Raw genomic sequence first — 23,266 nt, 5'->3', positions numbered from 1 at the left:
TGCGCATTGGGATGGTGGCGGGTGAGCCCTCTGGCGATTTGCTGGCGGCTCGTATCATTCAAGGCTTGCGCCAAGGCCATCCCGACTTGCGGGTAGAGGGCATAGGCGGACCCGAAATGGCGGCGCAGCAATTTCATCAGTTTTATCCCATGGATGCCTTGACGGTATTCGGTTATGTCGAGGCGCTGAAACGCATTCCCGGGCTGGTTTCTACCTACCTGGGCATGCGCAATCAGTGGTTGCGGCAACGCCCTGATGTGTTTGTAGGCATCGATGCCCCCGACTTCAACTTGCGTCTGGAACATCGTCTGCGTCAGGCCGGGGTTCCAACGGTGCATTTTGTGGGGCCCTCCATCTGGGCCTGGCGCTATGAGCGCATCCATAAAATCCGCGAAGCCGTGTCTCACATGTTGGTGCTGTTTCCTTTCGAGACCGAGATCTACGAGAAGGAAGGCATTCCCGTGACCTATGTGGGTCACCCCCTGGCGGCGAATATTCCCTTGCAGCCGGACAAGGCCGACGCGCGTCGGCGGCTGGGCTTGCCCGAGACAGGGCGTATATTGGGCGTCTTGCCTGGCAGCCGGTCTTCCGAGGTCAAGATGCTGTCACCCCGTTTTTTGCAGGCGGTGCAGATCTTGCAGGACCAGGAGCCGGATTTGATGATTCTGGTGCCCATGGTCAATCCTAAGCGCCGTCAGGAATTTGAGGAAGCACTGGCCCAACACCCCGTCCGTAACTTGCACATTATTGATGCCAATACAGCCGGTATTCGTCAGCCTGATTCGGAAGGCGTGGTTCGTCCACCCGCCTGGACGGTGATGGAAGCCAGTGACGCTGTGCTGGTGGCCAGTGGTACTGCCAGTCTGGAAACCGCCTTGTACAAGCGGCCTATGGTTATTTCATATGTGCTCAGCCCCATGATGGAGCGCATCATACGGTGGAAGTCTGGTCAGGACCGGCCTTATGTGCCTTGGGTGGGTTTGCCTAATGTGCTGGCTCGGGATTTTGTCGTACCTGAACTGCTGCAAGAAGACGCCGAGCCCAGGAAGCTGGCGCAAGAGTGCTGGAAAGCCTTGAGCGATCAGAGCTATGTGGCACATATCGAGCAAGTCTTTACCGAAATGCATTTGACCTTGCGTCGGGATACGCCCGCGTTGGCGGCCGAGGTCATTGTGAATATGGCGCGTGCATGAAGCAGCTGGATTTATTAGTCAGTAATGCCTCGGCGGGTTTGGTGGCGGGGCTGGATGAGGCAGGGCGTGGCCCTCTGGCAGGTCCCGTCTTTGCCGCTGCCGTGATTCTGGACCCGAGCAATCCCATTGAAGGCCTGAATGATTCCAAAAAGCTGACCGCCAAACGGCGTGAAGCCTTGGCGGTGTTGATCAAGGAAAGGGCGTTGGCCTGGGAAATTGCCAGCGCTAGTGTGGCGGAAATTGACGACATCAATATCTTGCACGCGGCCATGTTGGCGATGCAGCGAGCCTGCAATGGCCTGAGTGTCAAACCCGAACAGGCCTTGGTGGACGGCAATCGCATTCCCACTGGCCTGTGTTGCCCGGCAGAAGCCATCATCAAAGGTGACGCCAGCCATGCTGCCATTGCGGCTGCATCAATTTTGGCGAAAACAGCGCGGGATGCAGTCTGTCTGGAATTGCACCGAGACTATCCCGAATACGGTTTTGACCAGCACAAAGGCTATGGGACGGCCTTTCATCTGCAACGTTTGTCCCAGCACGGGCCGTGTCCCGAGCATCGTCGAAGTTTCGCGCCGGTACGCGCATCTCTAGTTAGGTAAGTTGAAGAAAATGAGGCTGATTGAATCCAAAGATAATGCGCTTTTCAAACGAGTGCAGCGCCTGGCTCACGACAAACGCGAGCTGGATGGGGGCGATCAGCTGATTTGGTTGGAAGGCATCCATCTCTGCCAGATGTGGCTGGAGCGCCGTGGCTTGCCGGAACTGGCGGTGTTTGAAATGGATCGCCATTCGGACGAGCTGTTGGAACTGGCTCGTTTTTTACCGGGTCATCTCAGTGTGACGTTCAATGCCACGCTGATGAATGCGGTGTCCCAGGTAGGCCAGGGGCAAGGCGTCGGCTTTATTGTGCGTGTGCCGCGCGGGCAGGCGTGGACAGCGCCTGCTGGAAGTGCAGTCTTGCTCGATCAGGTGCAGGACCCCGGCAATGTGGGCACCGTACTGCGAACCGCCGTGGCGGTGGGCATGGAGGCGGTCTACTTGACGCCGGGCTGCGCCAGTGTCTGGTCCCAGAAGGTGCTGCGTAGCGCACAAGGCGCGCATTTTTCTATTCAGATTCATGAGCAGGTCGAGGGCCTGGAACTGCTTGAGAAAGCCGGCTTGCCGGTTTTGGTGACCTCTCTGGGGCCTGACACTCAAGACCTGTATGAATCTGCCTTGCCTGCACACGCAATATGGGTGTTTGGCAACGAGGGGCAGGGCGTCAGTCCTGCTTTGCTGGCTAAAGCCAGCCAGCGTTTGTTCATCCCCCAGGCGCCCGGGGTGGAGTCCCTGAATGTGGCCATTGCCACGGCGCTGTGTTTGTACGAACAGCGTCGCCAGCATAGAAAGTAATAGCGCTGCTGTGGGTGGGTGGCAGCGGCATGCTCCTTGCGTGGCCTGGGCAAGACGTGGGCTGAATTTGTCGTGGCACGGGTCGGACAGACAGCCTTGCAATCCCCCTCTCCACGACCTTGACGATGTCGCGTGCGGCGTGTCTTGAGGGGCTAAACAAGCGGTGATGACTCTGCCGTCCAGCGTGATGGGCATGCTCGCGCCTGAGAGCCGGGGCGAAGGCAGATCAGGGAGGTACATTCTGCCGTACATACGGCTGGTGCTGCGGGATACGTGGGCCGGAGAAGGGTTAAATAAAAAAAGCCCGAGTTCGGTGAAACACCGACTCAGGCCTTACGCTCATTGCCGCTCCGCTTTGTTGCACTGCGGGCAAACGCTGGCGTCGACTTCAGTAAGAACGGCGGTCCAAACCGACATCATCCAGAATCTTGGTGGAGATTTCCTCAATCGATTTGGTCGTGGTCGACAACCAGGGGATGCCTTCCATGCGCATCAGGCGTTCTGCCTCGGCGACTTCCATGCGGCACTGCTCAATCGAGGCGTACTTGCTGTCGGGACGACGTTCATTGCGCACTTCGGACAGGCGGTCCGGATGAATGGATAAACCAAAGATCTTTTTTCGGTAGGGGGCCAGGGTGGCTGGCAGGGTGCCGCGCTGAAAGTCTTCCGGAATCAGCGGGTAATTGGCGGCCTTGACAGCGTACTGCATGGCCAAGTACAAGCTGGTCGGGGTTTTGCCGCAGCGTGACACGCCCACCAGAATCACATCGGCTTGTTCCAGGCCATTCACATACTGGCCATCGTCGTGGGCCAGGCTGAAGTTGATGGCTTCAATGCGGCTGTTATAGCGCTTGGACATGCCGCCCGAGTGCGAACGGCCTACGGAACGGCTGGATTTCACGCCCAGAGCACGCTCAATGTGTCGTACAAAGGCACCAAACAAATCCAGGAAAGTGCAGTTGGCCGCGCCAATGATGTGGGCCATCTTGGGGTCGACCAAGGTGCTGAACACCAGGGGCTGCTGACCCTGGTCCTGGGCACACTGATTGATGCGGTCTGCGACAGACTGGGCTTTCTCGATGGTGTCGATGAAGGGAATCCGGACGGCCTGAAATTCGAATTGAGCGAATTGCGACAGGACGGAGTTGCTGAAAGTTTCGGCGGTAATGCCCGTGCTGTCGGAAACGACAAAGACGGTACGCTCAATAGGAGAAGAAGACATGGAATAAGTCGTGCACAAAGCTCGGGAAACGGTACAATTTGCAAGATTACCATTTACCGGTCGAATCGGGGTATGGAAAGGCAGGTTTGCTTAAGACAGATTGCACAGACACCGCTGTGACGGTCCCTGTCTTAAGCAAACACGCTTTTTTTTCTATTCAAGGTGACTTATGTCTTACGTAATTGGTTTCGACAAGCTCCGCATGACGGACGTCGACACAGTAGGCGGTAAAAACGCCTCGCTGGGTGAAATGATCAGCCAACTGGCCGATGCCGGTGTGCGCGTGCCAGGTGGTTTTGCCACCACAGCCGAAGCATTCCGCGTTTTCCTGAAAAACAACGATCTGGACAAGCGCATTCAGCAGCGTCTGGACGCTTTGGATGCCGACGACGTTCGTGAACTGGCTGCGGCCGGTGCCGAAATCCGTCAGTGGATCATCGACACGCCGTTCCCGGCCGAGTTTGAAAAAGCCGTACGTGAGGCGTTTGCCGAGCTGGACGCTGACGGCAAGGGTTCCTTTGCCGTGCGTTCGTCCGCCACCGCCGAAGACTTGCCTGATGCTTCCTTTGCCGGTCAGCAGGAAACCTACCTGAACGTGGTGGGCATCGACGAGGTGTTGAGCAAGATTCATCACGTGTTTGCTTCCCTGTACAACGACCGCGCTATTTCCTACCGTGTCCACAAGGGCTACGCTCACGCTGAAGTAGCGCTGTCCGCGGGTATTCAGCGTATGGTGCGCTCGGACAAGGGCAGCGCCGGTGTGATGTTCACCCTGGACACCGAATCGGGCTTCAAGGACGTCGTTTTCCTGACCTCCTCCTATGGTCTGGGCGAAACCGTGGTTCAAGGTTCGGTCAATCCGGACGAGTTCTACGTGTACAAGCCAACCCTGGCTTCCGGTCACTACCCCATCATCAGCCGCCGTATCGGCTCCAAGCTGATCAAGATGGAATTTGACGAAAGTCGTACCACCGATCACGCTGTGCGTACCGTGGACGTACCTGTGTCCGAGCGCAATCGTTACTCCCTGAGCGACGAAGAAGTGATCGAACTGGCCCGTTACGCCACCATCATTGAAAAACACTACCAGCGTCCTATGGACATTGAGTGGGGCCGTGATGGCATCGATGGCAAGATCTACATCCTGCAAGCCCGTCCCGAGACTGTGAAGTCCCAGCAAGGCAGCAACGATGTGCAAGAGCGTTACCGCCTGAAAGCCACGGGCGAGGTGCTGGTCACTGGCCGCGCCATTGGCCAGAAGATCGGCTCGGGTAAAGTCCGCATCGTGGCTGACGCCTCCGAGATGGATCTGGTCAAACCCGGCGACGTGCTGGTGACTGACATGACGGACCCCAACTGGGAACCCATCATGAAGCTGGCGTCGGCTATTGTCACCAACCGTGGCGGCCGTACCTGCCACGCTGCGATTATTGCTCGCGAACTGGGCATCCCCGCCGTGGTCGGTTGCAACAACGCCACCGACGTGCTGAAAGAAGGTCAGGAAGTGACGGTGTCGTGTGCGGAAGGCGACGAAGGCCGTATTTACGACGGTCTGCTGGAAACCGAGATCGAAGAAGTCAGCTGGGGCCAGATGCCCGAGATCGGTCTGAAAATCATGATGAACGTGGGTAACCCACAACTGGCTTTCGACTTCTCGCAAATCCCCAACGATGGTGTGGGTCTGGCTCGTCTGGAATTCATCATCAACAACAACATCGCCATTCACCCCAAGGCGGTTCTGGACTATCCCAATGTGGATAGCGACCTGAAAAAGGCGGTGGAATCGGCTGCTCGTGGCTACGCCAGCCCACGTGCTTTCTTCGTGGAGAAACTGGCTGAAGGTATCGCGACCCTGGCCGCTTCCTTCTACCCCAAGCCCGTCATTGTGCGTTTGTCGGACTTCAAGTCCAACGAATACCGCAAGCTGGTGGGTGGTTCGCGCTACGAGCCCGAGGAAGAGAATCCCATGCTGGGCTTCCGCGGTGTGGCTCGCTACCTGTCCGAAGACTTCGCAGAATGCTTCAAGATGGAATGCGAAGCCCTGAAGAAAGTGCGTGACGAAATGGGTCTGACCAACGTCGAGATCATGGTGCCATTTGTGCGTACCCTGGGTCAGGCAGAGCGTGTGGTTGATCTGCTGGCTTCCCACGGTCTGGCTCGTGGCGAAAACGGCCTGCGCCTGATCATGATGTGCGAAGTACCTTCCAACGCCATTTTGGCCGACAAGTTCCTGCAATACTTTGACGGATTCTCCATCGGTTCCAACGATATGACTCAGTTGACTTTGGGTCTGGATCGCGACTCCGGTATGGAACTGCTGGCTGCCGACTTCGACGAGCGCGACGAGGCGGTGAAGTTCATGCTGAGCCGTGCCATCAAGGCATGTCTGGCCCAGAACAAATACGTTGGTATTTGCGGCCAAGGCCCCAGCGACCATCCTGATCTGGCCAAGTGGCTGAGCGAAGAGGGCATTATTTCGCTGTCGCTGAACCCTGACACGGTTGTGGACACCTGGCAGCGTCTGGCCAAGGCTTAAGTCCTGATTCCTGCCAGCGTCTGCCTGGCAGGGTGCTGGCGGAAGCCAGTGACTAAGCGCCACAACAACACCCCGGTGTGCAATAGGCAGGCCGGGGTGTTGTTGCATCTGGGGGCAGGGTTATCTTGCTGGCGGTTCAATCCCTGTGAGTGACTTTGCTTTTGCCTTAGCCGCTCCTTCGATATTGCGAAACGTCTCTGTAGGCCGCTACGGTTTTTCAACGCACCGTTCGCGAACACGGACACGGTCAGGCCTAGGAGGGGCAGTTCCTTATCGATCGGACAGGGTAGAGGGAAGGAGGGGTGTAAGCCCCTTTGCTAGGCTGCCTTCGCGCAGAGGGCGGGCTCGGTGTGTGGGGTGCGTGTGCCGGGTTGGCGGCGCAAAGACGCTGCGGGCGGCGCAGCGTAGTCGGGTAGGTTTCCAGGAAGCCAGTGTCTTAACTGGCTGGGTCAAGCTGATAAACGTGTAGGAACATATCCAGAATGTGTTCGGTTTCGTTTTGAATGCGTTCTTCGCTCCAGGGCTCCATGGCTCCCATGAGCAGCAGCACAATCTCGCTTTCACTCAGGCAGCGAAAGTGTTCCACCATTAAGGTCGGGTCCAGCTTGCGCAGGGTGCCGCGCTCGATGTGGCGGGCAAAAAAACGCTTCACACCATCCCAGATCTGGTCGTCCAGCATGTCCATGAAGCGCTTGCCAATATCGCTATGGCCACCTACCGAAACCACAATACGTAGCAGTTGAGCCGTTTGCTTCGAGTACAGGTTGCTCAACATGGGAAGCAGGAAACGCCGCAACTCCTCGCGAATATCACCTTCATAGTCCAGCTTGGTCAGGACCTGCTCGGTAAATCTCTGGGCTCCCGTCAGCAGGACAGCCAGCAAGAGGTCTTCTTTGGAGGGGAAGTAATTGTAGAGCGTGCCCTTGGAACCGCCTGCCAATGCGGCGATTTGGGACATGGACGTAGCCTCAAAACCATTCTCACGAAAAACCTCGGAAGCGACTTCCAGGATTTTGTCGCGGCGTTCGCGCCCCTTTCGAGTCGCACGTTGGGATTTTCGGGGAACATCGTCATGCATAGTGGCAGGCAGAAAGGAAGTGAACAGGACAAAGTCAGCATCATACCGTATCAATGGCTGTTGTGCTGCTGCCCTATTTCGATCGTTAAGGGAAGGCAAGACTAACGTCCCGATTTTACGCCATGCACCACGCAAAGACGTATTTCTTTGCGTCAGTCTTTGATCTGCTACCCATTCAGGCCTCTAAAAACAGCACGGGTCCTTGGCGGTCCACAAGCTCGTCTGGCTGAGTGACCCAGATCGTGTTTGCGTATCGCTATAGTCCTTATCTGTTTTGATTTAAAGTATAAGGCGACGGTTCTGATACTCTCTTTGCTTGAGGTAAGTCCCAAGGAGTTTTGGATGTCTACTACGCAGCCGTATCAAGTGGTAATCGTTGGGGGTGGGGCAGGTGGGCTGGAGCTGGCCGCCAAGCTGGGGCGTCAGTTCGGGCGCCAGCATATCTTTTTGGTCGATAAAGACAGCGACCATATCTGGAAGCCGTCCTTGCATGAGGTTGCTGCGGGCACCTTGGATATTCATCGCGAGGGCCTGTCGTATTTCATGCTGGCGCGCGATTGTGGCTTTACCTTTATTCAAGGTGAGATGACCGGCATAGACCGTGCCCGACGCACGATCACGCTGGCCCCGGTTCTGGGGCCCGATCATGACGAGGTCTTTCCCGAGCGTAGGCTGAGCTACGGCACCTTGGTGATGGCTGTGGGTAGCAAATCGAATTTTTTCAATACGCCGGGCACCCATGAGCATGCGCTGGCGCTGGACTCGACACATCAGGCCGAGCGTTTTCGTTTGAAGTTGCTCAATGAACTGATCAGTGTGACCCGTCGCGCGCAGCGAGAACCGGGGGCGCCACTCTATATCAATATTGTGGGGGGCGGGGCAACCGGGGTGGAACTGGCCGCTGAGCTGCTCGAGGCTCGTGCGGATTTGAGTATTTACAGTATTCCAGGCAGCAGTTCTGACCGCGAGGTGTGCATTACCCTGTTGGAAGGTGCCGATCGTATTCTTTCAGCCTTGCCGCCCAAACTGTCTGCCACCGCGCAAAGTTTGCTGGCGCAGCGTGGCGTGGCCGTGCGTACCTCGGTCAGGGTCAGCCGAGTGGCCGCTGATTACATTGAGGACGCGCAAGGGGGGCAATATCCCAATGATCTCTGCGTCTGGGCGGCTGGAATTGAAGCCCCCGCCTTTTTGGCGCAGTTCGGTCTGCCCGTTAACCGAATCAATCAACTGGTGCTCGATGCCTGCCTGGCCACGCCGGACCCTTACATCTGGGCCTTGGGAGACTGCGCACAGGTGCCATGGGACAAAGAGGGTCAGTTTTTGCCTGCCCGTGCCCAGGTCGCTCACCAGCAGGCCAGCTATTTGCGCAAACGGCTGGCGGCACGCATTCAGGGCAGGCCGGTTGATGAAGCGCCCTTTGTTTACAAGGATTATGGTTCGCTGGTATCGGTGGGCCACAGTCGCGGTGTCGGCAGCCTGATGGGGGTGCTGTCCGGCAAAAGCTGGTTTGTGGAAGGGCTGCTGGCGCGCATCATGTACATGAGCCTGCACCTGATGCATTACATGGCGATTTTGGGGTTTGCACGTACCGCAACCCTGGCTTTGGGCCGCTTGCTCAGCAAACGGGCCGCCCCTCGTGTTAAATTACATTGAGATTTAGAACAAAACGGGCTTTTCAGCCCGTTTTATTCATTTGTCTTACGGCGGGTGTCGTGTTTCATCAAGCGTTCTTGTTCGCGCTTCCAGTCTTTGTCGCGGGAGACATCACGTTTATCGTGCAGTTTTTTACCGCGCCCCAGACCGAAGTCCAGCTTGATACGACCTTTCTTGTAGTGGAGGTTCAGGGGAACCAGGGCGTAACCGCGCTGCTCAACCTTGCCGATCAGTTTACTGATCTCCTCGGCTTTGAGTAGCAGTTTACGGGTACGAGTCGCGTCGGGCCGGATATGGGTTGAGGCGGTGGGCAAGGCACTGACGTGCATGCCCAAAATAAACAACTCGCCCTCGCGCACGATGACATAGCTTTCTTTGAGCTGGACATGCCCAGCCCGGATCGCCTTGACCTCCCAGCCTTCCAGGACCAGACCGGCCTCAAAGCGCTCTTCGATAAAGTATTCGTGGGTAGCCTTGCGATTATCAACAATACTCATGAATTAATTGCCAACCATAGATTGTAAAATCAGAACATTCTATCTATTAACCAGACCTGATGCATACAGTAAAACGCTCCGTCCTTCTTCCTTATAGCTGCGAACAGATGTTTGACCTGGTTGCAGAGGTGGAAAAATACCCTGAGTTCATGCCTTGGTGTGGTGGCGCCAGTGTCAGCCAGCGCGACGAAAAGGGGATGGAAGCCTCAGTCACCATCAGCATCGCGGGTATTCGCCAGACCTTCACCACCCGTAACGAACACGACTATCCTAACCGCATTGTGCTGCGCCTGGTCAAAGGGCCGTTTTCTGCCCTGACGGGGGACTGGCAGTTTACGCCCTTGGGGGAAGACGGGTGCAAGATCGTGTTCACCATGGAGTACGAATTTTCAAGTCGCGCCCTGGAGATGGTGGTCGGTCCCATTTTCAACCGTGTTGCCAACAGTTTCATCGACTCCTTCACCCGTCGCGCACAAGAGGTGTACGGTGACTGAATTATCCGTTAGCGTTGTGGTGGCAACCCAGGCCCAGGTCTGGAAAGCCGCCTTGCGCCTGCCGGCTGGCAGTTGTGTGCGTGACGCTTTGCTACAGGCCGGTATTGCGCAAGGATTGCGTGAATGTGGCTTGCCGCCCCTGGATGAGGCGTCGGGCCTGGAGGGCTTGAAGGTCGGCGTCTATGGCCAGCGCTGTCAGCTCGATCAGGTGTTGCGTGATCAGGATCGCGTTGAGATCTACCGTGAACTGGTCTTTGACCCCATGGACTCCCGCCGCCGTCGCTATGCGCACAAGCTGGCGGCTCGCGCTGCTGCCCGACCCCGCCGCAAGCCCGTCCGCGCCTAGTTCTTCTGCGCCTGCGCGTCAGGCCGCTACTTTCGGCTAGACTGTCGCCTCCTGCCTTGCACTGCCCCCTATGAAACGGCTGATTGTCATCAGCACGACAACTAAAGGGGGCAGCTCGCATTATGGTGGGTAAAAATAAGGAGACGGACATGATACTGACAGACGATCAGAACGCGTTTGCGCAAGCGGCTCGCGAGTTTGCGCAAGGTGAGCTGGCACCCCATGCGGCGCATTGGGACGAGGAACAGATTTTCCCGATCGAGGCCTTCCGTAAAGCGGGTGAATTGGGTTTTTGCGGCTTGTATGCTCCGGAGTCCATCGGCGGCCTGGGGCTGGGGCGTCTGGAGTCCAGCCTGGTGTTTGAGGAAATGGCGGCGGTTGATCCCTCGACCACGGCATTTCTGACGATCCACAATATGGTGACCTGGATGGTTGGCACCTGGGGCACGGATGAGGTCAAGTCCCAATGGGGCGAACTGCTCAGCAGCGGACAGAAACTGGGCTCATATTGCTTGACAGAGCCTGGTTCGGGTTCGGATGCGGCGTCGCTGCGTACCCGTGCCGAGCGTGACGGCAATGACTATCTGATCAGTGGCAGCAAGGCCTTTATTTCCGGAGCGGGCGATACCGATGTGCTGGTGGTGATGGCCCGTACCGGAGGCGACGGTCCCAAAGGCATTTCGGCTTTTGTGGTTCCTGCGGATGCGGCGGGTATTACCTATGGTCGCAAAGAACTGAAAATGGGCTGGAACAGTCAGTCCACGCGCGGCATTACCTTTGAGCGCGTGCGCGTTCCTGCCTCGGCCCTGCTGGGCCAGGAAGGCGAGGGCTTCAAACTGGCCATGAAGGGCCTGGACGGTGGGCGCATCAATATCGCCTGCTGCTCGGTAGGCGCCGCCCAAGGCGCTTATGATGCGGCCCGTCAGTATATGCAGGAGCGCCGCCAGTTCGGCAAGCCGCTGGATCAGTTTCAGGCGCTGCAGTTCAAATTGTCCGATATCCTGACCAGCGTTGTGGCTGCCCGCCAAATGGTGCGGCTGGCGGCCTCTCATCTGGACGCCGGTAGCAGCCAGGCCAGTACCTACTGCGCCATGGCCAAACGTATGGCCACCGATCTGGGTTTTCAGGCCTGCGTGGATGCGCAACAGCTGTTTGGCGGTTATGGTTACCTGAAGGATTATCCTGTCGAGCGTCTGGTGCGCGATACGCGGGTGCACCAGATACTGGAAGGCACCAACGAGATCATGCGTGTCATCATTGCACGACAAATCATTGATCTTGGAGCTGATATTCGATGACGGATTCTGTTTTGTTTGATCGGCTGCCCGGCCAGAACGGGAAGGCGATCGGTGTTGCTACGCTGAACCGCCCGCAAGCCCTGAATGGACTTAATCTGGAAATGTGCCAGCTGCTGTTCAAGCAGTTTCAGGAATGGGCGCAGGACGCCAGTATTGCCATGATCGTCTTGCGCGGTGCCGGAGAAAAGGCGCTGTGCGCAGGGGGCGATCTGCATTCGCTGTACGCCTCGATGCAAAAGAACCAGGGGGGCTCGGCCTGGAATAATGAGTACGCCCGCGAATTTTTCGATGTGGAGTACCGCCTGGACTATCTGATCCATACCTTCCCCAAGCCGATTTTGTGCTGGGGTGACGGTATCGTGATGGGTGGGGGCGTGGGCCTGTTCAACGGCGCCAGCCATCGTGTGGTGACAGATACCACGCGTTTTGCCATGCCCGAGATCTCCATTGGTCTGTTCCCGGATGTGGGCGGTACCTGGATGCTGTCGCATCTGCCTGCGGGGATCGGCCATTTCCTGGCCCTGAGCGGCGCGCAAATCAACGCCTCGGACTGCCTGTTCCTGGGCTTGGCGGATGCGTACTTGCCACGAGCGCATTTCGACGCCTTGCTCAAGGCCCTGCAAGCCACGGATTGGTCTGATGAACGCGCTGCTCGTGACAGCAGCCTGCATCAGGTCCTGCGCACTCTGGCAGAGGGCGCTCGCCCCGATAGCGGCCCACTGGAGCAAAATTACGCCATGCTGCGTGATGTCTGCGCCAGCCGTGAATTTGAACGCATGACACAGGCTCTGCAGCAGTGGCAGGATAGTGCCGACCCCTGGCTGTCGCGTGCTGCACAAACCTTCGCCAAAGGGGCTCCTGGTTCGGCTCGCTTGTCCTTTGAGCTACTGGAGCGCGTGCACCACCTGTCCTTGGCCGATGTTTTCCGTCTGGAATACATCGTCTCGCTCCAGTGTGGCGTGCAAGGCGATTTCCAGGAAGGCATACGCGCACTGCTGATTGACAAGGACAAACAGCCACGCTGGAATCCGGCGTCGCTGGAACAGGCCGATGCCCGCTGGGTGGAACGCTTTTTTGTTCCGGCGTGGCCTGCAGACAGGACTCATCCCTTGGCTGACCTGTAATTCAGGCAGACCGCTGCGGCGCCTGACGGCGCCGTTTTCATAATGACGAGGAGACAAAATGAGTAACACGATTGCATTTATCGGGCTGGGCCATATGGGCAAACCCATGGCGCTGAATCTGCTCAAAGCCGGTCATCGTTTGAAAGTCTTTGACCTGAATGCGGAAGCCATGAAGGAATTGCAGGCGGCGGGGGCGCAGGTGGGCGAGTCAGCCGCGCAAATCGCCAAAGAGGCACAGATGGTTTTTACCATGCTGCCCGCTGGTCGCCATGTTCGTCAGGTTTACGAGGGCGAGAACGGCTTGCTGCAGGCGGTGGCCCCGGGCACGGTGCTGGTCGATTGCAGCACGATTGATGCGCAAACCAGCCAGGATCTGGCGACCAAGGCAGCCAAGCTGGGCTTGTTGATGCTGGATGCGCCTGTCTCCGGTGGTACGGGTGGCGCAATTGCCGGTACCTTGACCTTTATGGTTGGGGGTGAGGATCAGGCGCTGGAAAAGGCGCGTCCTTATCTGGATGCGATGGGCAAGAACATTTTCCACGCCGGTAAAGCCGGTGCGGGTCAGGTTGCCAAGATTTGCAACAATATGCTGTTGGGAATTTTGATGGCGGGTACCGCTGAAGCCTTGGCGCTGGGCGTTGCCCATGGTCTGGACCCTGCCGTGTTGTCGTCCATCATGGCGCGCAGCTCGGGGCGCAACTGGGCCACCGAACTGTACAACCCATGGCCCGGTGTCATGCCGGATGTGCCGGCCTCGCGTGACTATCAGGGGGGCTTTGCCACCGGTCTGATGCTCAAGGACCTGGGTCTGGCTGCGGATGCCGCCGTGAGCCAAAATAGCGCGACGCCGTTAGGCGAACTGGCCCGTAACCTGTTCGCCTTGCATGCGGCCCAGGGTCAGAATGCCGGACTGGATTTTTCCAGCATTCTTAATTTGTACCGTCAGAGGCGCTAAGTTCTGGGAGAGCGTAGGGCAGGGGCTGCAATTCCAGTGCCTGTCCTTGCTCCAGTTGAAACTGGCCTTGCTCCAGGTCCGCCAGTACCACTTCCATCAAGACGTACAGACGCTGCTGCTGGGCCTGCCAGGCACGATTAATGATACGGGCGGCAACGATCGGCTCGGCCCCTCCCTCGGACGGGACTAAGAATACGTCTGCTGCTTCCTGGCCCGCAGGGGGCGCATCCAGCCGGTCCGTGCGGGCGGCCATCATGCGACGCTTGATGGTGCCCCGATAGTGGCTGCGCGCCACGACCTCCTGGCCGGGATAACAGCCTTTTTTGAAGTTGATCCCGTCGATCAGGTCCAGGTTCAGGGTCTGGGGAATGAACAGGTCCTGCGTAGCGGCGCTGATCCAGGGCAAGCCCGCCAAAATATCTGCTGTTTCCCAAAGGCCTTCAGAAGCCTGCGCGTTCGCATCTTGCTGCGAAGAAATCCGCCAGTGCCGATTCATGCCCTCCAGCGTGCCGGGGGCTTGAATCAGGGTGTCGCCACCCTCGCGCTGCAAATTCCAGACGGCTTGGGCGGCAGATTGATCGGCCACACCATAAACCTGCAACTCGGCCAGGCTGATGGTGACCTTGCTGCGCAGCACGAACATGCGCAGGCGCTTGATCAGCGCTTCGCTGAGATCACGACGCACCAGAGCAAATACGGTGTCGGTCGCTTCGCGCCAGAGCACCAGGGTCGCCAGGCTGCGCCCTTTGGCGGTGCAGTAGGCGGCCAGACAGGCACGATCGGCAGCCAGATGCTCCAGGTCATTGCTGACTTGGGCATGAAGAAAGGGGACGGCATCCGCTCCCTGAAACTGGAGGACGCACAAATCGGGCAAGGTGAACGAGAGAGGGGCAGACATTCCGGTCATGGCTGAGCGAAAGAATAAATTTAAACATCAATCATACCGTGGGTAGGGCCTGTTCCAGACTCATATCCCCGCTGACAACAGGGCATGTGCGTGTTCGCGTGTTAAGGGGACGATCGGCGCACGTCATTTCCATGCCGCCTTGTGACACATCGTCAAGAACAGGCCGCCCCATTCTGTTTACAATAGCGCTCGCATGAAAAAAAACGTCAAAATCTTCTCTGCCCTGTTGGGCCTTGTGGTGGTTGCCGCCTGTGTTCTCGCGGGTGGCGCCTGGTATTGGGCCAAGAAGCTGCCCGTGAACATGAGTGCTGAACGCATTGATTATGTGGTCCCTGCCGGTTCAGGGCCGCGTGCGATTGCGCGCAGCATGCAGCAGGCTGGCATTGATATCCAGGAGGACGCCTTCGTCTGGATGGCGCGCCTGACGGGTCTGGATACCTCGCTGCAGGCCGGCGCCTATGAGGCGGTGCGTGGTGATACCCCCTGGACAGTGATGGAGCGGATGTCCAGCGGCAATATGCTGCAGACCCGCCTGACCATTCCGGAGGGGTGGACCTATCAGCGCATTCGTGACACGCTGGCGAACAACCCGCAGGTTCGACAGACCTTGGGCGAGGTCAGCGATGCCGATTTGTTAAGCCGCCTGGGTGTTGAAGTCGGACATCCCGAAGGTTTGTTTTACCCCGATACCTATGTCTTTGTTCCGGGTACGGCTGACGTGGATATCTTGCGACGCGGTTTTCTGGCCCAGCAGGAGCTCTTGGAGCAGTTATGGGCCGACCGTGATCCTGATTTGCCGTTGAAAACGCCTTATGAGGCGCTGATCATGGCCTCCATTGTGGAACGTGAGACGGGTCACAGCCAGGATCGGGCGCGAGTGGCGGGGGTGTTCATGAACCGCTTGCGCGTGGGTATGCCTTTGCAGACGGATCCGACGGTGATTTATGGAATGGGTTCAGCCTATGAGGGTCGTATCCGCAAGCGTGATTTGACAACCGATACGCCCTGGAACACGTACACTCGTGCGGGTCTGCCGCCCACTCCGATCGCCAGTCCGGGCAAGGCCTCCTTATTGGCGACTTTGCATCCGGAAAAGCACGATTTTTACTATTTTGTGTCGCGGGGTGACGGTACCAGCGAGTTCTCGGCCAATCTGGCGGCGCATAACCGGGCCGTGGCCAAGTACATTCTCAAGCGTTAGCGCCAGAGTGCAAGACAGGCCGGCGCTCGATGAAGGAAGGCCGGCCATGGCAGATCCTGTCCGACCGGGGCCGAGCTGGCGGCCTCTTACGCCAGCAAGCCGTGGCGCTGGGTAAATCCGCGCCAGAGGTCATGGACCTTGTTTGCCAGCTCTGGCAAGCCGGCATCGTTTCGGATCAGGTAGTCTTGCGGGGCACGCGCGATCCCCCATTCCGAGGAGTGCTGGCTGATGACCGGGTTGCCAGGGCGTTCAATATGCCATATCTCCCCGCCATTTTGACGGATGAAGTCGGCTTCGTTTTCGTAGCGAATATCTTTAATCAGCAGGCAGCGTGCCTGGCTCATATCCGGTAGCTGGTGGCTCGGTGCACGCAGGGGCAAGGCCTGACGGCGTTGCTCGAAGTCGGGATACTGCGACAGGACCCGGCTGCGCAGGTGTTCAACGGCCTGACGTGGACTGAGTCCCCAAAAGCTGTCCACACGGTCGGCTTGCTCGCCGTCCAACTGTTCGGCCGACAAGCCGTAAAGAGCGGGCAAAGCCAGGGCCCAGACCGAATAGTCCTGCGGTTTGCGAACCAGGGCGGCGCCTGGCCCGAACTTCAGCAGATGTTGGGCGCGGCGCAACCAGTGATCGGGATCGCGTTCGCGCATCCAGTCTGTTCCCAGCAACTGAAAGCACTGCCGCGGGGAGCGCTGCCATAGCGCGATAGGGACTTCTTTCAGGCTGTCGTCAGTCCAGGCCTGGGCGGGACTCAGGCCAAACAGCACCTCGCAGCCCATTTTGACAGGGTCGGCCAAGGCATAGGCAGCCAGTAAAGGGGAGTGGGCCAGCAAAAGATTGGCCACGGTATCTTTGCCTGAACGCGCTTTGGCGGCCAGCCCGATCAATAAGCTCACTTCATCATCCTTGGTAGTGGAGCAGGCATTTTACCGGTTCATATTACAATGTGCGCTGAGCCGTTCAGGCAAGGGAGACCATCTTGTCTTTCTGGCGTGAATCAGGCCTGTTGATGTGCAACCTTGAGGCAATACGGTGTCTGATAGTTTGACTTTTCTACCCTGGCAAATCGAGACGGCTCAGGCCTGGCTGGGTAATCGAGAGCGTTTTGCCCATGCCTGGCTGATCCATGGTCTGCCCGGTATCGGCAAGACGCAGTTCGCCCGGGCGGCTGGAGCCAGTTTATTGTGCGAGCAGCCTGTTCAGGGACTGGCTTGCGGCCACTGTCAGGCCTGTCAGTGGGTGCGTGGGGGCAATCACCCGGATTTGCGTCTGTTGCGTCCTGATGCGATTGCCTTGGAGGAGCAGGGACCCGACATGCAGGAGGGCGATCTGGCCAAGGACGCGGCAGCCCGTAAAAATCCGTCTCGGGAAATCCGGGTGGAGCAGTTGCGACAGTTGCAGCACTGGTTCAATACGGCCACGCATCGGGGAGGCTGGCGCGTCGCGGTCGTGTATCCGGCTCAGGCCTTGAATCTGGTGTCTGCCAATGCCTTGCTGAAGGTGTTGGAGGAACCGGCCGATCGTACTGTTTTTTTGCTGGTGGCCGATGCCCCCGATCGACTGCTGCCAACGCTTGTCTCACGCTGTCGCCGCTTGCCTTTGCCGGTACCGGATGCTCAGCAATCGGTGCAATGGCTGCAGCAGCAGGGGCTAGAGCACGCATCTGATTGGTTGGCAGCCTGGGGGGGGGCTCCTTTAAAGGCGTTCAGCGCCAGTGAGGCGATGCAGGCGCCGTGTCCGGACTGGCTCAGTGCCTGGATCGAGGGTGTCTTGAAAGCTGGCCGTGAAGCGGACTTGTCGCTGGCCGATACGCTGGAAAAACTTCCGGTTCAGGAATGGGTCGATCATTGGCAACGTTTGTTCGTTGATATTCAGTTAAGTGGTTTTGCCCAGTCGGCGCGTTACTATCCCTCGTTGCAAAAACAGATTGATGCGCTGGCGGCTCAGGCCAATTCGGCGGCCCTTACCGAAGCGCTCAAATGGCTGGCTCAGCAAAAGGCGCTGGGCAATCATCCGCTCAATGCTAAATTGTTGGTTCATCATGCCTTGGACCGCTTGCACCAGGCATGTCGTCGTGTTTAAGAAAAGTACCTCTCATCATGTTTGTTGATTCGCATTGCCATCTTAACTTTCCCGAACTTGCTGAAAATCTGGACGCCATTCTGGATAAGATGCGTCAGAACCAGGTGGGCTGTGCGCTAGTGGTCAGCGTCGATATGGACGACTGGCCCGGTTTGATGGAGTTGGTCCGTCCGCATACCCATTTGTTTGCCTCGGTCGGTGTACATCCGGACTACGAAAAGGTGACCGAGCCCACCGTGCAGGAGCTGGTGACGCTGGCTCAGGACCCGAAAGTCGTGGCTATCGGAGAGACGGGCCTGGATTACTACCGTTTGCAAGAGCCGTTGGAGTGGCAGCGCGAGCGCTTCCGTACCCATATACGGGCCAGCCGTGAATCGGGCCTGCCCTTGATTATTCATACGCGTTCAGCCAGTGAGGACACGATTGCGATCATGCGCCAGGAGCAGGCTCAGCTTGCGGGGGGCGTCATGCATTGCTTTACGGAAACCTGGGAAGTGGCGCAGGCGGCCCTGGACCTGAATTTCTACATTTCCTTCTCGGGCATCGTCACCTTCAAAAATGCCACCCAGCTCCAAGACGTGGCGCAACGGGTGCCGCTGGACCGCTTGCTGATTGAAACCGATTCGCCCTTTCTGGCTCCAGTTCCGTATCGAGGTAAAACCAATAATCCTGCTCTGGTCATTCATGTGGCCGAGAAGATTGCAGAATTGCGGGGTATTTCCGTCAAGGAGGTGGAAGAAGCCAGCACAGAGAATTTTTTCAGATTATTCAATAAGGTACGGCTCTAAGTTAATCTGAATTAGAAATTCGTTTACTACTCTGCGGGATTGAGTAGAGCATAGCTAGCAGAATGTGGGATGCCTTTTGATTCTTAGGTAATGTGTCAAATAGTCAGGCTAAGTGATTGATTTTAAATAAGTAGTGCCTGTGTTTTCAGGATGGGGTGAACGCGGATAAGCCCTCGCTCCGGTCGGAGGCATAGGCGGCGATATTGACAAACAAGGCAGCGCGGTCATGCTAGCCACGCACGTCTTTGACGGGCGCTTAGTGTCTGAGGTATTTCCAGATTTTTAAGACTATATTGCTGTTTATTATCAATTTCTTAGCGGATTTATATGATCCTTTTTCTGAGAAAATACCTACTGCCAAGAGGGAACGGCTTGAGATTCGAAAGAGCTTGTTTTTCCGCTTCAATACCTCATCAAGCACCTTAAGAAAAGGACTTAAGATAATGATTTTTAATAAAAAAGTAATAAGAAAGCCTGTTCTTTCCATGATGCTGCCTCTGGCCCTGCTGATGTCCACCTCTGTGCAGGCGCAGGAGCCTGAGTTGGAAAGCCGGAACTGGTATTTGGCGCTGGAAAATGATCGCCCCAACATCATTGAGCAGGAATTCATCAAAGGGGCGAACCCTAATGCGGTGGACTCCAAGGGCAATCCCTCTTTGATGCTGGCGATCCGCAACAAGTCCTGGAAAGTGGTGGATACCTTGCTGGCCAATCGCCAAACCAATGTGAACATCGAGAACGAGGCCCGTGAAACCCCCATGATGTATCTGGCCCTGATGGGGGAAACCGACCGTTTACGTGATTTGCAGGCACGAGGAGGGCAAGTGAACCGAGTGGGTTGGTCGCCCTTGCACTACGCAGCCTCTAAAGGTCATGAAGACACGGTACGCTACCTGCTGTCGCAAAAAGCGATTGTGAATGCGCCCGCACCCGACGGTACCAGTCCCTTGATGATGGCGGCCTTATCGGGCAAACGTGCGGTGGTGGATCTGTTATTGGCGGCCGGTGCAGACCCAGGCATGCAAAATGCCCAGGGTTTGAGCGCTGCAGACTGGGCGCGTTCAGCCAACCACGATCAATTGGCCGCCTATCTCGAACAGACGCTTGCCCGCAAGGCCGGCTCGACTCCTCCTCCCGCAGGATCATCTTCGGGAGAGAGTGTACAGACCTATGGTGTGCCCGAACGCGTGGAGCAGCCCGATCTTAATCGGGTCCAGACTGTCACGGTCGAGCCTGCCGCTTCGCCTGCGGCGGACAGTACAAGTTCTGCTCCCGCCGCTTCCAGTGGTACCAGTCGTTACTTTGATCTGGATCGTTTCGACAAGCCCGTTCAGCCTTAAGCCTTGGGCAATAAAAAAGGAGCCTTCAAGGCTCCTTTTTGCTGAGACGGCGAACTTGTAAGGCTTGCTGGTGCTGGTCCCACCGTTTTCTGTTGTACCTGTGCGTGTCGATTTGCTTTGTAAAAGCGATCAGGCCACCCGGCACTTCTGGCCGTGTCGGTTACGCGCTTGTTTGATGTGCTCTGCTTGGCTGGGAGGCCTGGACAAAACGGTGGAAACCCTGCAGATACGTGCTCAGCAGGTTCAGGGTGTGCTCATCGTGTAACGTGCCCGCTGCGTCAAAGGAGTTCTGTGCGCGAGACACCATCAAAGAGCCCCCGCTGTAGAGGGACACACCCAACATTTTCAGTGTGGGCAGCCAGGCCGCCTGGGATGAAATCGTGCCAAATCCCCCCATGGAGGCACCGACCAACCCCGTTAAACGTCCTGAGAAAATGGCGTTCCTATCAGTGCGTGATAGCCAGTCAATGCCGTTCTTGAACACGCCGGGTACGCCATTGTTGTATTCGGGGGTGACCAGAAGGAGCGCGTCTGCATTCAGAATTTTTGCTTTCAAGCTCAGTACCGCCTCTGGAATGCCGTTGCTGCTTTCGAGATCGCCGTCATACAGGGGGATGCCGTGCAAGGTTGCCACTTCAACCGTCATGCCCTGAGGGGCCTGGGCTTGGGCTGCATGAGCCAAGGCGGTATTGAAAGAGCCCTGGCGCAGGCTCCCAGAGAGGGCCAGCACACGACAAGGCCTATCTGAACTTACGACGTCCCTGGTCTCACGCAGCGCTTCGCTGAGTTGATCAATGACCTGAATCCATTCGGGCGCATCCTGCAGGCGTTTTTCCCGAATGAAATCCGCCTGGGAGGCATCCCAAAAAGGGGCATCCGCCAGCAGGACGTCGTTGGGCAAGGGGCGGTGTTCGTTCAGAAAGCGGGCAATCGCCTCAGGTGAGTTCGGCAAACCCAATTGGGCAAACAGGTCGTGAAAGCGGAACAAATTATCAGACATGATGGCGGGACCAGGTAAAGAGGGAACAGGGCGCTGGCAGCAGGCTGGGTTTCGGATCGGCAGGGCAGCGATGCCGGGCTTGGGGTAGCGTGCAACAGCGTGTGGGCTAGGACAGGCAGCCAGAGGAAGGCCGCCTGTCTGCTCAGTCAAGCGGTTTGGCTAGTTGGCGGGCAGATAGTCGGGGCGCAATATGCCTTTCAATTGGGAGTAAGGCAGCAAGAACTCAGGCTGACCGAAGGAATAGGGGGCGATCTCATAGGGGTTGTACTTCACCAACAGCCCCTGGTCCGTCAGCGCAATATTCTGAGCGGGCTGGAAAGGCCACATTCTGTCCCAGCCGGCGCGATCCTCGCGCGCTTCGCTCAGGCCGGAGAGCCAGTTCTGATGGGCTTGACGTACCAGTTCCTGGAAAGGTTTGATCTTGCCTGGGGCGATAATACGATCCAGGGGCAGGGCCATTTTCAGGCGATTGTCCCAGTTGATGAACTGCGTGGCCGTAATACCGTGAGCGGCACCGGTCATGTAAATGCCTGAACTTAGCTCTACAACGGTCAGATCGCGGTTGCGGTAGCGCGTACGGGCTGACAGATGAACTTCATCGCGATGATTGGCCGTGGCCCAGTAGTAGTTCTCGAACTCTTTCAAACCACGATAACCGGGATGGCGGTCGGTGATGACGGTCATGTGTGCCAGGCTTTCATCGACCAGCCCGGTTAGCTCAGGATTACCGGGGAAAATCAGGGATTTGACTTCCAGGCGCGGGCATTCGCCGGTACAGCCAGGCTTGATGTGCTTGTAGTTCAGGGATTGGGTAAAGACACCGTCTTTTTCCGTCTGATCCTGGGTTTGCGTGGGGATCAGGGAAATATTGGAGCTTGGCGTGCTGGAGCACGCCGACAGAGCCAGGGTTGTCAGGCCAATAAGCAGCAGCTGATAAGGGCGCTGTAAGGTCATGGAGTCGTAGTCCTATCGAATGGTTTTGGAGTCTTGGCCAAAAAGGATTTGACGGGCTTTCTCATCATGGACGGGAGAGCCTGGGTTGATTGTCTCGACCAGTGCGTAGGCACGACCCGTAGCTGGTCGTTCGGCAATACGCTGGAACCAACGCTTCAAATGGGGAAAGTCGTCCAGGTTCTGGCCTTGGCGCTCATGCGAGACAATCCAGGGGTAACTGGCCATGTCCGCAATGGAATAGTCTCCGGCGATAAAGTCGCGCTGCGCCAGATGCTTGTTGAGCACGCCATAGAGGCGACCTGTCTCACGCACATAACGATCTATCGCATACTCGATTTTTACCGGGGCATACACATTGAAATGATGGTTCTGACCGGCCATGGGGCCCAGCCCTGCCATTTGCCAGTAGAGCCACTGCAAGGTTTCGGTGCGGATGCGCAAGTCTGCGGACAGGAATTGTCCGGTTTTTTCGGCCAGATACTGCAAGATGGCGCCTGACTCAAACAAGGAGATGGGCGCGCCGCCGTCTTGCGGAGCGTGGTCGACAATGGCGGGAATGCGATTATTGGGGGCGATACGCAGGAACTCGGGTTTGAACTGGTCGCCCTGAGCAATATTGACGGGGTACAGGGTGTAAGGCAGACCGGACTCTTCCAGAAACATCGTGATTTTATGTCCGTTGGGAGTGGTCCAGTAATACAGGTCGATCATGGGTTCTCCTGGCTGAATGAAGATGCGGGCCTGTTTGCCGCAAGCAGGCCGGATGACGGGGCCGGCAGCGCTGGGCTACTATTGTTTGCCTGAATACGGTTTATAGGAAGTCAAAGACTGTTATGAGCAAAATCTATCATAATCCGCGCTGCAGCACTTCGCGCAATGCCCTGGTCCTGATGCGAGAAAAAGGACGGGAGCCCGAGATCATTGAATACCTGAAAACCCCCTTGTCGCGCAGCGAACTCAAAGCGCTGATTGCGGCCACGGGTCTGACGGTGCGTGAGGCCATGCGTAGCAAAGAAGCGATTTACAGCGAGTTGAATCTGGACAATCCGGATTTAAGCGACGAGGAGTTGCTCGCTGCCCTGGAAGCCAACCCCATTTTGCTGAATCGTCCCATTGTGGTGACGGAAAAAGGGACGCGTCTGGCGCGTCCCCTGGAAGTGGTGCAGGAAATCCTGTAACTGGATTTCCTGCAACGGCGGGCAG

General features: G+C 57.2%; 23 protein-coding genes. 15 read left to right on the top strand and 8 right to left on the bottom strand.

Features of this window, described 5'->3' with window-relative positions; translation table 11 throughout:
• The first annotated feature begins 11 nt into the window (after window positions 1-11).
• From lpxB to FE795_RS09520, 3 genes are read left to right on the top strand one after another with little or no spacing between them, the layout of a single operon-like run.
• The gene (lpxB, locus tag FE795_RS09530) at window positions 12-1,193 is read left to right on the top strand and encodes a lipid-A-disaccharide synthase (RefSeq protein ID WP_219236110.1); all 1,182 of its coding nucleotides are present in this window, start codon (window positions 12-14) and stop codon (window positions 1,191-1,193) included.
• Entirely contained in the window at window positions 1,190-1,795 is a 606-nt protein-coding gene (rnhB, locus tag FE795_RS09525) for a ribonuclease HII (RefSeq protein ID WP_131070602.1), read from the top strand. The genes lpxB and rnhB overlap by 4 nt, the downstream gene beginning before the upstream one ends.
• Before the next feature lie 10 nt (window positions 1,796-1,805).
• Window positions 1,806-2,588 (top strand): TrmH family RNA methyltransferase, encoded by a 783-nt coding sequence (locus FE795_RS09520; protein WP_131070601.1) that lies wholly within the window; start codon window positions 1,806-1,808, stop codon window positions 2,586-2,588.
• Between the two features lie 388 nt (window positions 2,589-2,976).
• Here FE795_RS09520 and ppsR read toward each other — a convergent pair whose 3' ends face one another.
• Window positions 2,977-3,810, bottom strand: coding sequence for a posphoenolpyruvate synthetase regulatory kinase/phosphorylase PpsR (gene ppsR / locus FE795_RS09515; protein ID WP_003799769.1), 834 nt, complete (start codon window positions 3,808-3,810; stop codon window positions 2,977-2,979).
• A gap of 169 nt (window positions 3,811-3,979) precedes the next feature.
• Here ppsR and ppsA point away from each other — a divergent pair, with 169 nt between their 5' ends.
• A complete protein-coding gene (ppsA, locus tag FE795_RS09510; RefSeq protein ID WP_003799770.1) occupies window positions 3,980-6,346 on the top strand; it encodes a phosphoenolpyruvate synthase in 2,367 nt (788 codons plus the stop codon).
• A gap of 436 nt (window positions 6,347-6,782) precedes the next feature.
• Here ppsA and FE795_RS09505 read toward each other — a convergent pair whose 3' ends face one another.
• The gene (locus FE795_RS09505) at window positions 6,783-7,424 is read right to left on the bottom strand and encodes a TetR/AcrR family transcriptional regulator (protein WP_237714392.1); all 642 of its coding nucleotides are present in this window, start codon (window positions 7,422-7,424) and stop codon (window positions 6,783-6,785) included.
• 342 nt (window positions 7,425-7,766) lie between these two features.
• Between FE795_RS09505 and FE795_RS09500 the strand changes: the two genes are divergently transcribed.
• Entirely contained in the window at window positions 7,767-9,077 is a 1,311-nt protein-coding gene (locus tag FE795_RS09500) for an NAD(P)/FAD-dependent oxidoreductase (RefSeq protein ID WP_219234851.1), read from the top strand.
• A gap of 32 nt (window positions 9,078-9,109) precedes the next feature.
• Here the strand turns inward: FE795_RS09500 and smpB are convergent, their stop codons facing one another.
• On the bottom strand, window positions 9,110-9,574 hold the full coding sequence (gene smpB, locus FE795_RS09495; RefSeq protein WP_003799781.1) for an SsrA-binding protein SmpB: 465 nt from the start codon (window positions 9,572-9,574) through the stop codon (window positions 9,110-9,112).
• A gap of 59 nt (window positions 9,575-9,633) precedes the next feature.
• On the opposite strand from smpB, the gene FE795_RS09490 reads away from it, so the two are divergent.
• The 5 genes from FE795_RS09490 to mmsB all read left to right on the top strand — a co-directional run bounded on the left by FE795_RS09490 (window position 9,634) and on the right by mmsB (window position 13,791).
• On the top strand, window positions 9,634-10,068 hold the full coding sequence (locus tag FE795_RS09490) for a type II toxin-antitoxin system RatA family toxin (protein WP_003799783.1): 435 nt from the start codon (window positions 9,634-9,636) through the stop codon (window positions 10,066-10,068).
• The gene (locus FE795_RS09485; protein WP_059317601.1) at window positions 10,061-10,414 is read left to right on the top strand and encodes an RnfH family protein; all 354 of its coding nucleotides are present in this window, start codon (window positions 10,061-10,063) and stop codon (window positions 10,412-10,414) included. Before FE795_RS09490 ends, FE795_RS09485 begins: the two co-directional genes overlap by 8 nt.
• 149 nt (window positions 10,415-10,563) lie before the next feature.
• Window positions 10,564-11,712: an acyl-CoA dehydrogenase family protein gene (locus FE795_RS09480; RefSeq protein WP_003799787.1), complete on the top strand. Its 1,149-nt coding sequence runs from the start codon at window positions 10,564-10,566 to the stop codon at window positions 11,710-11,712.
• Entirely contained in the window at window positions 11,709-12,836 is a 1,128-nt protein-coding gene (locus FE795_RS09475; RefSeq protein WP_059317603.1) for an enoyl-CoA hydratase/isomerase family protein, read from the top strand. Before FE795_RS09480 ends, FE795_RS09475 begins: the two co-directional genes overlap by 4 nt.
• Before the next feature lie 58 nt (window positions 12,837-12,894).
• Window positions 12,895-13,791 carry a 3-hydroxyisobutyrate dehydrogenase gene (mmsB, locus tag FE795_RS09470; protein WP_131070599.1) on the top strand — a complete coding sequence of 299 codons (897 nt, stop codon included), beginning with the start codon at window positions 12,895-12,897 and terminating at the stop codon, window positions 13,789-13,791.
• Here the strand turns inward: mmsB and ygfZ are convergent.
• Window positions 13,766-14,689 (bottom strand): CAF17-like 4Fe-4S cluster assembly/insertion protein YgfZ, encoded by a 924-nt coding sequence (gene ygfZ / locus FE795_RS09465; protein ID WP_230406159.1) that lies wholly within the window; start codon window positions 14,687-14,689, stop codon window positions 13,766-13,768. The genes mmsB and ygfZ overlap by 26 nt on opposite strands.
• A 202-nt stretch (window positions 14,690-14,891) precedes the next feature.
• On the opposite strand from ygfZ, the gene mltG reads away from it, so the two are divergent.
• The gene (gene mltG, locus FE795_RS09460) at window positions 14,892-15,899 is read left to right on the top strand and encodes an endolytic transglycosylase MltG (RefSeq protein WP_003799795.1); all 1,008 of its coding nucleotides are present in this window, start codon (window positions 14,892-14,894) and stop codon (window positions 15,897-15,899) included.
• Window positions 15,900-15,985: 86 nt separating this feature from the next.
• On the opposite strand, the gene FE795_RS09455 is transcribed toward mltG, so the two are convergent.
• A complete protein-coding gene (locus FE795_RS09455) occupies window positions 15,986-16,795 on the bottom strand; it encodes a deoxynucleotide monophosphate kinase family protein (RefSeq protein WP_131070597.1) in 810 nt (269 codons plus the stop codon).
• Between the two features lie 136 nt (window positions 16,796-16,931).
• Between FE795_RS09455 and holB the strand changes: the two genes are divergently transcribed.
• From holB to FE795_RS09440, 3 genes are all read left to right on the top strand, one after another.
• Window positions 16,932-17,981, top strand: coding sequence for a DNA polymerase III subunit delta' (gene holB, locus FE795_RS09450; RefSeq protein WP_003799797.1), 1,050 nt, complete (start codon window positions 16,932-16,934; stop codon window positions 17,979-17,981).
• Between the two features lie 17 nt (window positions 17,982-17,998).
• Window positions 17,999-18,769, top strand: coding sequence for a TatD family hydrolase (locus FE795_RS09445; RefSeq protein ID WP_059317606.1), 771 nt, complete (start codon window positions 17,999-18,001; stop codon window positions 18,767-18,769).
• A gap of 485 nt (window positions 18,770-19,254) precedes the next feature.
• Complete coding sequence (locus tag FE795_RS09440; protein ID WP_003799799.1) at window positions 19,255-20,109, top strand: ankyrin repeat domain-containing protein; 855 nt, start codon at window positions 19,255-19,257, stop codon at window positions 20,107-20,109.
• Window positions 20,110-20,269: 160 nt separating this feature from the next.
• Here FE795_RS09440 and FE795_RS09435 read toward each other — a convergent pair whose 3' ends face one another.
• From FE795_RS09435 to FE795_RS09425, 3 genes are all read right to left on the bottom strand, one after another.
• A complete protein-coding gene (locus FE795_RS09435) occupies window positions 20,270-21,109 on the bottom strand; it encodes a DUF2789 family protein (protein ID WP_131070595.1) in 840 nt (279 codons plus the stop codon).
• Window positions 21,110-21,268: 159 nt separating this feature from the next.
• The gene (locus FE795_RS09430) at window positions 21,269-22,063 is read right to left on the bottom strand and encodes an RsiV family protein (RefSeq protein ID WP_131070594.1); all 795 of its coding nucleotides are present in this window, start codon (window positions 22,061-22,063) and stop codon (window positions 21,269-21,271) included.
• Between the two features lie 12 nt (window positions 22,064-22,075).
• The gene (locus FE795_RS09425) at window positions 22,076-22,774 is read right to left on the bottom strand and encodes a glutathione binding-like protein (protein WP_003799802.1); all 699 of its coding nucleotides are present in this window, start codon (window positions 22,772-22,774) and stop codon (window positions 22,076-22,078) included.
• Between the two features lie 122 nt (window positions 22,775-22,896).
• Between FE795_RS09425 and arsC the strand changes: the two genes are divergently transcribed.
• Entirely contained in the window at window positions 22,897-23,241 is a 345-nt protein-coding gene (gene arsC, locus FE795_RS09420) for an arsenate reductase (glutaredoxin) (RefSeq protein ID WP_003799803.1), read from the top strand.
• Window positions 23,242-23,266: the final 25 nt, after the last annotated feature.

Origin of the sequence: Alcaligenes ammonioxydans (assembly GCF_019343455.1) — a bacterium.
Lineage (GTDB): Bacteria > Pseudomonadota > Gammaproteobacteria > Burkholderiales > Burkholderiaceae_B > Alcaligenes > Alcaligenes ammonioxydans.
The sequence above is the reverse complement of the archived record's forward strand: the minus strand, read 5'-3'. Positions and strand labels throughout refer to the sequence as shown.

Coding starts and splice junctions, on each gene's coding strand:
- FE795_RS09500 (WP_219234851.1), top strand. CDS start 7,767: ATGTCTACTACGCAGCCGTATCAAGTGGTAATCGTTGGGGGTGGGGCA.
- mmsB (WP_131070599.1), top strand. CDS start 12,895: ATGAGTAACACGATTGCATTTATCGGGCTGGGCCATATGGGCAAACCC.
- ppsA (WP_003799770.1), top strand. CDS start 3,980: ATGTCTTACGTAATTGGTTTCGACAAGCTCCGCATGACGGACGTCGAC.
- FE795_RS09440 (WP_003799799.1), top strand. CDS start 19,255: ATGATGCTGCCTCTGGCCCTGCTGATGTCCACCTCTGTGCAGGCGCAG.
- ppsR (WP_003799769.1), bottom strand. CDS start 3,810: ATGTCTTCTTCTCCTATTGAGCGTACCGTCTTTGTCGTTTCCGACAGC.
- arsC (WP_003799803.1), top strand. CDS start 22,897: ATGAGCAAAATCTATCATAATCCGCGCTGCAGCACTTCGCGCAATGCC.
- mltG (WP_003799795.1), top strand. CDS start 14,892: ATGAAAAAAAACGTCAAAATCTTCTCTGCCCTGTTGGGCCTTGTGGTG.
- rnhB (WP_131070602.1), top strand. CDS start 1,190: ATGAAGCAGCTGGATTTATTAGTCAGTAATGCCTCGGCGGGTTTGGTG.
- FE795_RS09425 (WP_003799802.1), bottom strand. CDS start 22,774: ATGATCGACCTGTATTACTGGACCACTCCCAACGGACATAAAATCACG.
- lpxB (WP_219236110.1), top strand. CDS start 12: ATGGTGGCGGGTGAGCCCTCTGGCGATTTGCTGGCGGCTCGTATCATT.
- FE795_RS09430 (WP_131070594.1), bottom strand. CDS start 22,063: ATGACCTTACAGCGCCCTTATCAGCTGCTGCTTATTGGCCTGACAACC.
- FE795_RS09435 (WP_131070595.1), bottom strand. CDS start 21,109: ATGTCTGATAATTTGTTCCGCTTTCACGACCTGTTTGCCCAATTGGGT.
- FE795_RS09505 (WP_237714392.1), bottom strand. CDS start 7,424: ATGCATGACGATGTTCCCCGAAAATCCCAACGTGCGACTCGAAAGGGG.
- ygfZ (WP_230406159.1), bottom strand. CDS start 14,689: ATGTCTGCCCCTCTCTCGTTCACCTTGCCCGATTTGTGCGTCCTCCAG.
- FE795_RS09490 (WP_003799783.1), top strand. CDS start 9,634: ATGCATACAGTAAAACGCTCCGTCCTTCTTCCTTATAGCTGCGAACAG.
- FE795_RS09520 (WP_131070601.1), top strand. CDS start 1,806: ATGAGGCTGATTGAATCCAAAGATAATGCGCTTTTCAAACGAGTGCAG.
- smpB (WP_003799781.1), bottom strand. CDS start 9,574: ATGAGTATTGTTGATAATCGCAAGGCTACCCACGAATACTTTATCGAA.
- FE795_RS09475 (WP_059317603.1), top strand. CDS start 11,709: ATGACGGATTCTGTTTTGTTTGATCGGCTGCCCGGCCAGAACGGGAAG.
- FE795_RS09445 (WP_059317606.1), top strand. CDS start 17,999: ATGTTTGTTGATTCGCATTGCCATCTTAACTTTCCCGAACTTGCTGAA.
- FE795_RS09480 (WP_003799787.1), top strand. CDS start 10,564: ATGATACTGACAGACGATCAGAACGCGTTTGCGCAAGCGGCTCGCGAG.